Source organism: Rhodanobacter sp. MP7CTX1 (assembly GCF_014205795.1).
Lineage (GTDB): Bacteria > Pseudomonadota > Gammaproteobacteria > Xanthomonadales > Rhodanobacteraceae > Rhodanobacter.
Window position 1 is genome coordinate 131,691 of sequence record NZ_JACHCN010000008.1, and the last position, 12,207, is coordinate 143,897.

The window sequence follows — 12,207 nt, forward strand, 5'->3', positions numbered from 1 at the left end:
ACGACCTGGCAAGCGCGGTGGCATGAAAGTAGAGGAACAAGGATGGCGATTGCCCTTTCAAATGATGCGTGGCATCGATGAGCTCATTTGCTACCAGGGAAGAATTCGGTGTGGGTCTCGGCCGTTCGCCCGAAGTAAAGGACACGCTTGCCGGGAAAGGACACGAGGTAGCCCGCGCAGCCGGCGCCCGTGACTGCCTTGCAGAAACCGCCATACGTATAGCCGGCAACCCGCCGCTGGGCATCTCGGATGGCTTGGCGAACAACCTCCACGTCAAATTGCTCGGCAATGGGATGGCCGACCTGCGCGGCTTTGAGCTGGACCAGGTCGCCATCCGGTAGGTAGTACGTGATGCTGCCTTGGCGGAAGTCCACCAGGTAGCCATCGAAGCCAGCCGCGATGAGCGTCTGCACGATCTGGGGGAACGTCATGCTGCCGGACTCGGCGCCGTTCATACATGACTGGGCCATGTCTTGAAGTTGCTGTTTCATGGATAACCTCGTTGCCATTCGGCAATCGCGTCTTCTTTAGCTAGTGGGGGTGTCCCGCAGGTCTTTGGCCTTGGCGACTCGCTGCATCAGTACCATGAGCATCGAGCGCTCGCTCGCGCTGAGGTCGGCGAAGAACTCCTCATCATTGGCATCGGCCAGTGCCGCGAGCACAGGCACAGCTCTCTGCCTTTTCGGGTGAGGGCCAACGTGTGCGCCCGGCCGACCTGCTCGTGGGCGATACAGGTAAGCAGCTTCTTCGCGAGCAGGCGGTCGGACAATTTACTGATGGCGCCACGCGTGATGCCTGGCGTTTCCGCCAATGGGCTCGGCGATACGTCCTCTCGTGAAATGAGCGCGCGCAGGAACACCCATTCGGCAACGGTCACACCTGCGTCCCCGACCTTGCGGGCAAAGGCCTGTGACACATGGTTAGACACCAGACGCAACCAATAGCCGAGGTGGGTGATGAGATCAGAGGTTTGGTTATGGGTCGACATTGGCGCCATCTAGTTTCCTAGTAAACGAGATACGCCTGGGTTGAAAGTCAATGACCAACGGACGCGGCATCAGCCACGTGTATCTGCAAGGCGCAGGAGCGTGATGGGCGGTGATTCAAAGCGATACGCGAGATCGCGACCTCGCACTTGCCAGTGTTCGCCGCATAGTCACCGCGCAGAATTATTTGGCCTCGACACTCAGGAGGTGGGCACGGCTCACGTTTCCAGGTGCGCGCGCGTGGAATTTCCATGTCTGGCCGGGCTCAAGGTCGTGCACCTCATCCACAGCCAGTCCAATTCCGCGCCCCGTCGCGTCAAACAACCTGAAACGGACCTTGGCTACGCGAACCGGTGCTCGGCTGACATTGGTCAACGTCCCCACCACCTTATTGCGACCGGGCGTTATGTCCCGCTCAACACGGAACGAATCGACTCGAACGCGATGTTTCAAAGGCTCGCCGGCAAAGGCGGCCGATGAGGCCAATCCAGAAACAAGCAACAACAGAGGTACGGCGAAACGGAGCTTCATCAGGGAATTCGAGCTTCAAACGGTGCCACGTAGATTAGCTCACGAACTCTCGTCCGTCCGTTGTCGGCCGCTCAGTTTCCAGTGGACAAACCATGCTTTCCGCGACACAGAGTGCATCCCGTTAAAGATTCAGAGTCCTGTTCAGTGAAGCTTGAGCGATGTGGTGAGGCAGGTACATTCCCACCGGAAGGTCCGCTCTCGACTGAGGGGGAGCGGCTCAACCTTTATCGCACCGGATACGCCGTATAAATGTAATCCTGCGACGCCACGGGCGTGTGGCAAGCATATCCACACTCTGGTCCCGTCACTGATGGTTTGAACGTCCGCGATGGCGTGTCGTAAGTGAATTGGGCATAGGCCCACCCATGCGTGTTCGGGAATCTTTTGGAGTCCTTCTCGATAAAGGAGAGCGACTTCAAGGTGTCCGGTACGTGGACGAAGTATGGGGCTTTCGTATTGACCTTCTTGAGCCATTCTATTTTTACGACCTTGGAGCCTTCAGGGAAGGTCTTGCCGTTACTCGGAACGCCATCTTTGTAAGCCTGGATCATCGTGTCGTTAGCCAGTATCGCTTTCACGCTGGTCTTGGTTTCACTGACTGCGACAGTTTGCCAACCGTCGTATCCCCTGAAATCAGAAAACGCGAGGCCCCCACCGGGAACGGTCAGAGAGTACCTGTCCTGCGTTGAATTATCCTGCGCGGCGAGTGCAATGCTTCCAATGCTGCCGATAACAGCTACCGTTGCGGCAACGCCTACGACTTGGGTGATGTTTTTTGACTTCATATCAAGTCTCTCTCATCCAGGAAGGATTGATCGCTCAATAGAAGTGCTCGCTGCGCGGGCACCTTCCACGCGAACCCCGTGAATATCACGCGCGGCGTCACAAGGAGGTCGCATCAAGGTGAAAAGCATCTTAAGCAAACGTCGCGCAATGAAAATCGGCGAATCCATCGTGATTTCAGAGCTACAACGATTTGTGGTACCGGTCTGAACCTCGGCCGGCGCTTCCGCGCCAGTGCTCGCCTCATTCCCGGGCTGCGTTGATCCTCTGCACCGGCCTGTCCGCCGGTGGTCGGTGCCTCGCGGCGGCTAGTTTGGTAGCGGGGGTTCTTCCAACGGTGGCAGCCCGCCTTTATACCGTCTTGATACGCCAGGGCAGATTCTCAGCGCCATCTTGAGGCACGCGTCCCTAGCATGAGAGGTCTTCTTCTCTTGTAGGCACGACGATGCACGCCATCCACCTATCGTTACCACCCGTGGTTCCCGCCGCGATGTCCCCGATCGCGTGGCCGTTTGTTTCTTGCTCGAGGCAGACGCCGTGATCTGGCTGGGCGTGCTCTGCCTGGCAGCCCTATTTGGGTACTTGCTCTACGCCTTGATCAAGCCCGAGCGCTTCTAGTTCGCGCCCTCGCCATCCAGGACCAAGGAAATTTATGTATGACTTCGTATTTGTCGCGGTGACGCTGGCCTTCTTCGTCACCACGGCCGCGTTCATCGTCGCGATGGACAGGATCTGAGGACACCACCACATGTCACTTGATTACGCACAATTTGCCATCGTCGTGGCGGGGATGCTTTTGTTGGTAGGCGCCGGAGGCACCTGGCTGACGCGTGTCCTGACGAGTCCTCACCACGGCTCACCCGAACGCCTGACGTATCGGTTGCTCAGCGTCGACCCCGGCGAAGCCATGGGTTGGAAGCGCTATGGGCTGGCCTTGCTTCTCAGCAACGCCGCTATGCTGCTGCTCGGCTATCTACTGCTACGTATCCAGGGTCTGCTGCCGTTCGACTCATTGCAGCGTGCCGCGCAGACCCCCGACTTGGCGTTCAATACGGCGGCCTCGTTCGTCACCAATACCAATTGGCAGTCTTACTCGGGCGAGTCGAGCCTGTCGAACTTCTCGCAAATGGCCGTCATCACTTTTCTGATGGTGATGAGTGCGGCGGCGGGCATCGCTGGCTGCGCGGCGTTCATTCGCGGACTGAGCCGCAAGTGCACGAACGATCTCGGCAACTACTGGGTCGATCTGGTTCGGGTGACCTATCGCGTGCTGCTGCCAGCATGTCTTGTGCTCGCGCTGGTCTATGTGTGGCAGGGCATTCCGCAGACACTGACCGACGCCGTCAACGCGACGACGCTGGAAGGGGTGAAGCAGCAGATTCTGATGGGTCCGGTCGCCAGTCTCGAAGCGATCAAGCACATCGGCACCAACGGTGGTGGCTTCTTCGGCATGAATGCTGCACATCCGTTCGAAAATCCCACGCCGCTTACCAACACGTTGCACATGCTGGCAATGCTGCTGATTCCTTCGGCACTGACCTACACCTTCGGCAGCATGCTGATGCGCCGTCGCCAGGGCTGGGCTTTCCTTGCCGCATTTCTGGTGATGTTCGTCGGCTTCCTGGCGCTGGTCTACCACGCCGAGCAACAAGGCAATCCGATGCTCACGCAGGCAGGTGCCGATCAGCAGTGGAGCGCACTGCAATCGGGCGGCAACCTGGAAGGTAAGGAAATGCGCTTCGGCATCGCGCAGACCAGCGTGTTCGTGGCCGTCACCACGGCGGCGACGACGGGTTCAGTCAATGCGATGCACGATTCACTCACGCCGATGGGCGGGCTGGTTCCGCTTGCGCTGATGATGATGAATGACGTCTTCGGTGGTGTCGGCGTGGGGTTCATCAACCTTGTCGGCTACGCCATCCTGACCGTGTTCCTGGTTGGCATGATGATCGGGCGAACGCCGGAGTTTCTCGGCAAGAAGATCGAGGCGCGTGAGATGAAGCTGGTGATGTTTGCCGTGCTCGCGCATCCGTTCTGCATTCTCGGGCTTACGGCGTTGGCGGCGGTGTGGCCTACCACGGCCGCAAGTTTGAACAACACCGGTCCGCACGGTTTCAGCGAATTGCTCTACGCCTATACATCGGGCACGGCGAACAACGGCTCCGCATTCGGCGGACTCAATACGAACACGCCTTTCTTCAACACCACGATCGGTCTGGCGATGCTGTTTGGCCGCTATTTCACCCTGCTGCCGATGCTCGCCGTGGCCGGATCGCTGGCTGCGAAGAAGTCGGTTCCCGAAGGTCCGGGCACGTTGCCTACGGCGACGCCGCTGTTCACCGGCCTGTTGATCTTCGTCATCCTGGTGGTGGGTGGTCTCACCTTCCTGCCGGTACTCGCACTCGGACCGATCATCGAGCACTTGCTGATGTCGGCCGGTCAATTGTTCTGAGGGTTTTACCATGATCGATAACCGATCGACCTCGCTCGCTCCTGCTGGAAACGTGCGTCAGCTGATCCGTCCCGCCCTGGTATCGGCCGTGCTGTTCATGCTGCTCACTGGGCTAGCCTATCCGCTCGCGACCACCGGCCTGGCGCAGTTATTGTTTCCTGTGCAGGCGGGCGGAAGCCTTATTGGCCATCACGATCAGTGGAGTGGCTCTGCCCTGATTGGCCAGGATTTCAAGCAGGCGCGTTACTTTCATCCACGTCCCAGCGCCACGACCGGCACTGATCCTGCCAACGCCAGCCTGACCGTTGACCAGCCGTACAACGCGGCCCTCAGTGGCGCGAGCAACCTGGGTCCGACCAGCAAGAAGCTGTTTGATCAAGTGAGCGCGCGAGCGCGCGCTTATCGGAACGAGAACCATCTGGCCGCGGCCGCACTTGTCCCGGTGGATGCGGTCACCGCGTCTGCATCGGGGCTTGATCCTGATATCTCGCTGGCCAACGCGCACCTGCAGGTGGAACGCGTTGCCAACGTGCGTGGATTGTCCGCGCCGCAAGTGCAGGCGCTGGTCGATAAACAAACCTCGCCGCGCCAACTTGGCGTGCTCGGCGAGCCGCGTGTGAATGTGCTCCAGCTCAACCTGGCGCTTGACGCCATGGCGGCGCGCGCCGTCGCGACGCCGTAATCAAGAGGCAAACCTTTATGTCGCAGAACGAAACCTTGCTAGCAACCAACCCTGTCACGCGGCCGTACGCCACGTCGCCCGGCTGGGCCTCTGTGATTGCCGATGCATTCAGGAAGCTGGCGCCACAGGCGCAGTGGAAGAATCCGGTGATGTTCGTTGTCTACCTCGGCAGCATGGCTACCACGCTGCTATGGGTGCGCGCGTTGCTGGGTCACGGCGACGCGCCGACCGGATTCATCTTCGCGATTGCCGTGTGGCTGTGGTTCACGGTCATCTTTGCCAATGCGGCGGAAGCGCTCGCTGAAGGCCGTGGCAAGGCGCAGGCTGCCGCCCTGCGCGCATCGCGGCAGCGGGTGTACGCCAAGGTGCTGCGTGAGCCGCGTTTCAACTCCAGCTGGTACATGGCGACCAGCGAAGAGGTCACCGCGGGCATGCTGGTACTTGTTGAGGCGGGCGATACGGTTCCTGCGGACGGCGAAGTCGTGCTTGGAGTGGCATCGGTCGACGAGTCGGCCATCACCGGCGAGTCTGCGCCGGTGGTGCGTGAGTCCGGCGGTGATTTCTGCTCGGTCACCGGCGGTACGCGTGTCTTGTCCGACTGGATCATCGTAAGGGTGACTGCCAACCCCGGCGAAACCTTCCTCGACCGCATGATCGCGATGGTCGAAGGGGCCAAGCGCAACAAGACGCCCAACGAGATTGCGCTGACGATTCTGCTGGTCGCGCTGACGCTCATCTTCCTGATGGTCTGCGCCACGTTGCTACCGTTTTCCAGCATGAGCGTGGCGCTCAATGGATCGGGCAAGATAGTAAGTGTCACGGTGCTTATCGCGCTGCTGGTGTGTCTTATCCCGACCACCATCGGTGCCTTGCTGTCTGCCATCGGCATCGCGGGCATGAGCCGCATGCTCAAGGCCAATGTCGTGGCGATCTCGGGACGCGCGATCGAGGCAGCTGGCGACGTCGATGTATTGCTGCTCGACAAGACCGGCACGATCACCCTGGGAAATCGCGAAGCCTCGGCCTTTCTGCCGGCGACCGGCATAGATGAGGCCAGCCTGGCCGATGCTGCCCAACTGGCTTCGATGGCCGATGAAACACCCGAGGGCCGCTCCATCATGGTGCTCGCCAAGCAGCGTTTCGGCCTGCGCGGGCGATCGCTTGGCGATAGTCAGCCGGTACCCTTCAGCGCACGTACGCGTATGAGTGGCGTGGACATGGATGGTCGATCCATCCGCAAAGGCGCGGCATCCGCGATCCGCGAGCACGTCCAGTCACTCGGCGGTATCTATCCCGCCGATGTCGAACGTAGCGTCGATGAAGTGTCGCGCCGTGGCAGTACGCCACTGGTGGTGGCCGATGGCTCGCGCATTTTGGGCGTGGTCGAGCTCAAGGACATCGTCAAGGGAGGCATCCGCGAGCAATTCGCCAAGCTGCATCTGATGGGTATCAAGACGGTGATGGTCACCGGCGACAACCGGCTTACCGCAGCGGCCATTGCGGCCGAGGCGGGAGTGAACGATTTTCTCGCCGAAGCGACGCCAGAGGACAAGCTGAAGCTGATTCGTCAGTACCAGGCAGAAGGCTGGCTGGTAGCGATGACTGGCGATGGCACGAACGATGCGCCCGCGCTGGCCCAGGCCGACGTGGCCGTGGCGATGAATAGCGGCACGCAGGCGGCGAAGGAGGCGGGCAACATGGTCGACCTCGACAGCAACCCGACCAAGTTGCTGCAGGTCGTCGAGGTGGGCAAGCAGATGATCATGACGCGCGGCGCCCTGACGACATTCAGTGTCGCCAATGATCTGGCCAAGTACTTCGCGATCATTCCGGCGGCGTTCGTGGCGACGTATCCGCCCCTGGCCAAGTTGAACGTGATGGGCCTGCACAGCCCCACGTCGGCGATCCTGTCCGCCGTGATTTTCAATGCCTTGATCATCGTCGTGCTGGTGCCTCTGGCATTGCGCGGTGTGCGCTATCGCGCCGCCTCGGCCCAGCAGCTGCTTTGGCGCAATCTCCTGATCTACGGCGTGGGCGGTCTCATCGCGCCGTTTGTCGGGATCAAGCTGATCGATCTTCTGCTCACGCCGTTCATGTGAGCTGGAACGCGGGTCCTCCGGTCGTGTCGTCCGCGCGAGTATCATGGGTGTCATCCGTCCGGAGGCGGCGGCACCTCATGACAAGCGATAGACGGCCAGATCCGGACCAGCTTCTCGAAGCCATCACCGGCGAATTCAAGCGACAAGCGGGCGGCCGCCTCAGGATTTTCTTTGGCGCCTGCGCGGGGGTCGGCAAAACGTACGCGATGCTGCAGGCTGCGCATCGACAGCAGGAGAGCGGAGTTCACGTATGCGTCGGCGTGGTGGAGACCCACGATCGCGCACCGATCAGCCGGTTGCTCGATGGCCTGCCGCAGCTGCCTGCTCGCGGGTTGCCCCATCAGTCGCCATCGCCGCAGGAGTTCGATCTCGATGGCGCTTTGGCGCTGCATCCGGACCTGGTGCTGATTGATGAACTGGCGCATGCCAATGCGCCGGGCAGTCGTCACGGCAGGCGCTGGCAGGACGTCGAGGAACTGTTGCGTGCGGGGATCAGCGTGTACACCACGCTCAACGTCCAGCAGCTGGAAAGCCTGAACGATGTCGTTGGCGACATCACCGGGATCCGTGTGCGCGAAGTCGTGCCGGATCAATGTTTCGATGCGGCGCATGACGTAGTGCTGGTGGATCTTTCGCCGGAAGACCTGCTGCATCGGCTGGAGGACGGCGAGATCTACCCGCCCGCGGCCGCACAGCAAGCCCGTAATCATTTTTTCCGCAAGGGCAATCTCGTCTCGCTGCGCGAGCTGGCGCTGCGGCGTCTGGCCGACCGGGTCAGTGTGGATGTCCGTGCGTACAGAAACCATCACGCCATCGACGGCGTCTGGCCAACCGATGAACGCCTGCTGGTCTGCGTGCGGGCGGATGTCGCTCACGAAAAATTGATACGCGAGGGCTCACGGCTCGCGCAACGGCTGCGTGCCGACTGGATGGTGGTGCATGTCGATGAGTCGCGGCGTAGCCGCCACCCGTTGGAACGTGAGGCGTTGCTACGGCTGGCAAAGCTGGCCGAGAGCCTCGGTGCCGAGTTCCTGAGTATCCCGGGCGAGCATGTCGCCGACGCGTTGCTTGAATGCGTGCGCACCCGCAACGCGACCCGGCTTGTGCTGGGGCACCGCGAGGCGCGTTGGCGTTCGCCATGGCGCAAGTCACTTGCGCGTGTCATCGCTGAAGCCAATCCCGAGGTGGGGCTGATTCTTCTGCAGCCGTCGCCACCATCGGCCATCCCGAGAAAGCGTATATCCAGGCCCAGCGTCGGGGCGAAGGCGCTCCTGCTGTCGCTACTGGCCTGCGGGCTGACCACGTTCGTGGCAGCATTGCTGCTGCGCGTGTTCGATCTGTCGAACGTCGTCATGCTGTTTCTGCTGACCGTCGTGCTCGTGGCGCTGCGTTGGGGCAAGGCCGCTGGCGCACTCGCGGCACTGGTCAGCGTGGCGAGTTTTGACTTCTTCTTCGTGCCGCCGATTCTGTCCTTCCATGTTTCCGACACTCAATACATCTTCACCTTTGTGTTGATGCTGGTCGTGGCACTGGTCACCGGTCAACTGGCGGCGAGGCTGCGTTCGGAGGCGACGCTGGCAACAGCAGGCGAACGCCGTGCCACCGCACTGGCGCGTGTGGCGCGCGATCTGTCGGCAGCGATGACAACCGAACAGATCGTGGCGGTATGTACGGATACCATCGCACCGATGTTTGCGTCGCGCGGCGCCCTGATGCTGCCGGATCTCGACGGACGCATACCGAACGACGCCGCGTTCGATGCCGGGGTCGCCCAATGGGTATACGAGCACGTGCAGCCCGCCGGCCACGGCAAGTCCACGTTGGCGAGTGCCGATGCCGAGTACCTTCCGTTGAAGGCCCCGCTGCGCACCCGAGGTGTGCTGGCCTTGCGTGCGGAAGGCCAGGCATCGGCCGCGGAGCCCGATGATCGCCGTCTGCTCGACGCCTGTTGCGCGCTCATCGCGCTGGCGCTTGAGCGCATCCATTTCGTCGATGTCGCACGCGACACATTGGTGCGGATGGAAGGGGAGCGACTGCGCCACACATTGTTGGCCGCCGTCTCGCACGACCTGAAAACTCCGCTCACCGCCATCCGCGGTATGGCTGAAACCCTCGAAACCATGGAAGGCCTGTCGCGCGACGAACGTGATCTGCTCGCGCGATCCATCCACCAACAGGCCGATGCGTTGCACCGACTGGTCGTCAACTTGCTGGATCTTGCGCGGATGCAGAGCGATGGCGTCCGGCTCAACCTCGAGTGGCATGCCGTGAGTGAAATCGTCGGTAGCGCGCTGGCAAGCCTGGGTACGACACTGGGCGATCGGCGCGTTCATGTCGATCTGCCGGCAGACCTCCCGTTGGTTGAGCTCGATGCGAACCCGTTCGAGCGCGTCCTGGTCAACCTGCTGGACAACGCGGCGAAATACACGCCGGCCGAGGCCACGATCTGGATTCGCGCGATGGCCATGGGCGACACAATGTACCTGTGCATTGACGATGATGGCCCCGGCCTGCCGTCTGGCTCCCAGCCGGAAGCACTATTCGAACCTTTTACCCGTGGAGTGAAGGAATCCTCGATCACGGGCGTGGGGTTGGGCCTCGCGCTGTGTCGCAGTATCGTCGCCGCACACGGCGGGACGATCGAGGCGATGCCACTGATGCCGCGCGGTGCACGCTTCGAAATCCGCTTGCCGATCGGCAAGCAACCTGAAGTTGAAAGCGAGATGTTGCCATGAGCAAGCCGAGGATCCTGGTCGTCGAGGACGAAGCCGATATCCGCCACTTCATCCGCCTGTCGCTCGAGCGCGAGGACATGACGGTATTCGAGGCCGGCGACGCGATGCAGGCACGTATCGATGCGGCCAGTCGGCAGCCGCAGCTCGTCATCGTGGATCTCGGTCTGCCGGACGGCGATGGAAAGACATTCATCCGGCAATTGCGCGGATGGTCCACGGCGCCCGTCATCGTGCTTTCTGCGCGCGATCATGAGCAGGAAAAAGTCGACGCTCTTGAAGCCGGCGCCGATGACTATCTGGTGAAGCCGTTTGGCGTACCGGAACTGGTCGCCCGCGTCAGGGCCCAGCTGCGTCGTGCAAGCATCGTGGCGGGGGATGGGGTGGCGCCGTCGGCGCTGGTATTTGGTGCCGTCCGCGTGGACCTCGCCACTTACGTCGTCACGCGGGATGGTGAGCCGGTGCATCTCACTCCCATCGAATTTCGACTGCTTGCGGCGCTGAGCCGGGGGCATGGCAAAGTCCTCACCTATCGCCAACTGCTGCTCGACGTGTGGGGACCCGGTTACGCCGATCGTCCTCACTACGTGCGCGTCTACATGGCCAATCTGCGACAGAAGCTCGAAGACGATCCGGCGCGACCGCAGTACCTGATGACTGAATTGCAGGTCGGTTACCGTCTGGCCGGTTTGGGGAAGGGGAGCTGATCTCCGGTCAGCTCCCCTGCGCGAGATCGTCACGCGCATCCCGGGGCGTCTTTAGAACGTTGCCTTGAGCGCGGCGACCACGCGCGATTGATAGATATCGCCCACGGCATGCTGGTCAGTGTCCCAGTAGCGAATATCCAGCGACGTGTGGTCGTTGATGGCGTAGGTGATGCCGGCGTTCCAGGTGTTGTAGTTGAAACTCTCGGCACTCCCGCTGGCGGAGAGTGAAGCGTTCGCTTCGGTCTGGCGACCCACTGCAGCCGAAGCCGTCCAGGCCGAGTTGATGGCGTAGGCGATATTGGCTTCGGTGTAGAGCGCATGCTTTGCCATGCCGGGGAAGTTCGGCGAATACGCGACACCGCCTCCCAGCGTTACTGGACCAAACGCGTGAGTGGCGCGCAGATAACCCTCGGCATAGGACTCGCGGATATCCTGCGGCTGGTTTTTGTAGCCGTAGTAGATGTAGCCGAGATCGAAGTTGATGCCAGCCAGCGTCGGCCGCCAACCACCGTAGAGATCAACCTCCTGGCTGGTATGCGTATCGCCCGAGGGGCTGAAGTCGACATTGGACGACCATGCGCCGACATACCACTGGCTGAGATAGGTGGCATCGGCGCCAGCGAATCCCGACGGGTGACCGTTGGTCTGGCTGATGCCCCGAAAGACGTAGTCAGACTGGGCGCCGACGTTATAGGTGATCTGCCAGTCCGGCGTCGCAGCTGCTGCAGTTGTAGTGGTAGGGGTGGATGCAGTGGCGTCTTGTGCAAGAGCATGGCTGCAAACGGCGAGTGGCAACAGGGACAGTACAAAGAGGGGAACCAATTTCATCGTTATTCATCCGGGTGTTGGACATGCGAACCGAGGTCGCATGTCGGAAAGGAACGGAGCGGATGTTAGAAACGACGGTCTAAAGATGGCGCTGAGTTTTGACGCAGGCCATCAAGACGAAATAAAGACGACAGCAAGCGATCAGGAGGTCATCCACTACCCAAAGGCATGGGACGCAATGCGCATCGAGCACTCGCGCTAGCCAGCGGCGGTCGACGTCGGTCGGTACGGTCACTTCGCGAGAGCCCGGGAACACGTCGACCTGACAGCCGAATCGGGTCAGCGCATCGGTGATCCTCTGGATCGCGCACGGGTCCTCGCGGCACAGGTGCAGCCGTCCGGGTGCAGCCTCGACCATGCGGCGCACGGTTTCTTAAGCACTGACACCGAATCGTCAGATGGATGCC

10 protein-coding genes are annotated in these 12,207 nt (G+C 61.2%); 5 read left to right on the forward strand and 5 right to left on the reverse strand.

The annotated features are described in order from the left end of the window. Nucleotides 1-83 precede the first annotated feature (83 nt). From HDE77_RS11855 to HDE77_RS11870, 4 genes are all read right to left on the reverse strand, one after another. Nucleotides 84-491, reverse strand: a complete 408-nt coding sequence (locus HDE77_RS11855) for a DUF1398 family protein (RefSeq protein WP_184417539.1) — start codon at nucleotides 489-491, stop codon at nucleotides 84-86. 86 nt (nucleotides 492-577) lie between these two features. Continuing rightward, nucleotides 578-988 carry a MarR family winged helix-turn-helix transcriptional regulator gene (locus HDE77_RS11860; protein WP_221444253.1) on the reverse strand — a complete coding sequence of 137 codons (411 nt, stop codon included), beginning with the start codon at nucleotides 986-988 and terminating at the stop codon, nucleotides 578-580. Between the two features lie 181 nt (nucleotides 989-1,169). Further along, complete coding sequence (locus tag HDE77_RS11865; protein ID WP_184417540.1) at nucleotides 1,170-1,517, reverse strand: FxLYD domain-containing protein; 348 nt, start codon at nucleotides 1,515-1,517, stop codon at nucleotides 1,170-1,172. Between the two features lie 224 nt (nucleotides 1,518-1,741). Further along, nucleotides 1,742-2,302 carry a cytochrome P460 family protein gene (locus tag HDE77_RS11870; RefSeq protein WP_184417541.1) on the reverse strand — a complete coding sequence of 187 codons (561 nt, stop codon included), beginning with the start codon at nucleotides 2,300-2,302 and terminating at the stop codon, nucleotides 1,742-1,744. Nucleotides 2,303-3,048: 746 nt separating this feature from the next. Here HDE77_RS11870 and kdpA point away from each other — a divergent pair. The 5 genes from kdpA (at nucleotide 3,049) to HDE77_RS11900 (ending at nucleotide 10,972) form a co-directional block, all read left to right on the forward strand. Continuing rightward, nucleotides 3,049-4,752, forward strand: a complete 1,704-nt coding sequence (gene kdpA / locus HDE77_RS11880) for a potassium-transporting ATPase subunit KdpA (RefSeq protein WP_184417543.1) — start codon at nucleotides 3,049-3,051, stop codon at nucleotides 4,750-4,752. Between the two features lie 10 nt (nucleotides 4,753-4,762). Continuing rightward, the gene (gene kdpC, locus HDE77_RS11885) at nucleotides 4,763-5,434 is read left to right on the forward strand and encodes a potassium-transporting ATPase subunit KdpC (protein ID WP_184417544.1); all 672 of its coding nucleotides are present in this window, start codon (nucleotides 4,763-4,765) and stop codon (nucleotides 5,432-5,434) included. A 17-nt stretch (nucleotides 5,435-5,451) separates the two neighbouring features. Beyond that, nucleotides 5,452-7,533, forward strand: coding sequence for a potassium-transporting ATPase subunit KdpB (kdpB, locus tag HDE77_RS11890; RefSeq protein WP_184417545.1), 2,082 nt, complete (start codon nucleotides 5,452-5,454; stop codon nucleotides 7,531-7,533). A gap of 77 nt (nucleotides 7,534-7,610) precedes the next feature. After that, nucleotides 7,611-10,268, forward strand: coding sequence for a sensor histidine kinase KdpD (locus tag HDE77_RS11895; RefSeq protein ID WP_184417546.1), 2,658 nt, complete (start codon nucleotides 7,611-7,613; stop codon nucleotides 10,266-10,268). Next, the gene (locus HDE77_RS11900) at nucleotides 10,265-10,972 is read left to right on the forward strand and encodes a response regulator (RefSeq protein ID WP_184417547.1); all 708 of its coding nucleotides are present in this window, start codon (nucleotides 10,265-10,267) and stop codon (nucleotides 10,970-10,972) included. The genes HDE77_RS11895 and HDE77_RS11900 overlap by 4 nt, the downstream gene beginning before the upstream one ends. A 51-nt stretch (nucleotides 10,973-11,023) precedes the next feature. Here the strand turns inward: HDE77_RS11900 and HDE77_RS11905 are convergent, their stop codons facing one another. Then, the gene (locus HDE77_RS11905) at nucleotides 11,024-11,800 is read right to left on the reverse strand and encodes a TorF family putative porin (RefSeq protein ID WP_184417548.1); all 777 of its coding nucleotides are present in this window, start codon (nucleotides 11,798-11,800) and stop codon (nucleotides 11,024-11,026) included. Between the last annotated feature and the right edge of the window lie 407 nt (nucleotides 11,801-12,207).

Excerpts from the sequence above, each read along its gene's own strand:
- HDE77_RS11865 (WP_184417540.1), bottom strand. The coding sequence starts at position 1,517 with ATGAAGCTCCGTTTCGCCGTACCTCTGTTGTTGCTTGTTTCTGGATTG.
- kdpA (WP_184417543.1), top strand. The coding sequence starts at position 3,049 with ATGTCACTTGATTACGCACAATTTGCCATCGTCGTGGCGGGGATGCTT.
- HDE77_RS11900 (WP_184417547.1), top strand. The coding sequence starts at position 10,265 with ATGAGCAAGCCGAGGATCCTGGTCGTCGAGGACGAAGCCGATATCCGC.
- kdpC (WP_184417544.1), top strand. The coding sequence starts at position 4,763 with ATGATCGATAACCGATCGACCTCGCTCGCTCCTGCTGGAAACGTGCGT.
- HDE77_RS11855 (WP_184417539.1), bottom strand. The coding sequence starts at position 491 with ATGAAACAGCAACTTCAAGACATGGCCCAGTCATGTATGAACGGCGCC.
- HDE77_RS11860 (WP_221444253.1), bottom strand. The coding sequence starts at position 988 with ATGTCGACCCATAACCAAACCTCTGATCTCATCACCCACCTCGGCTAT.
- kdpB (WP_184417545.1), top strand. The coding sequence starts at position 5,452 with ATGTCGCAGAACGAAACCTTGCTAGCAACCAACCCTGTCACGCGGCCG.
- HDE77_RS11895 (WP_184417546.1), top strand. The coding sequence starts at position 7,611 with ATGACAAGCGATAGACGGCCAGATCCGGACCAGCTTCTCGAAGCCATC.
- HDE77_RS11905 (WP_184417548.1), bottom strand. The coding sequence starts at position 11,800 with ATGAAATTGGTTCCCCTCTTTGTACTGTCCCTGTTGCCACTCGCCGTT.
- HDE77_RS11870 (WP_184417541.1), bottom strand. The coding sequence starts at position 2,302 with ATGAAGTCAAAAAACATCACCCAAGTCGTAGGCGTTGCCGCAACGGTA.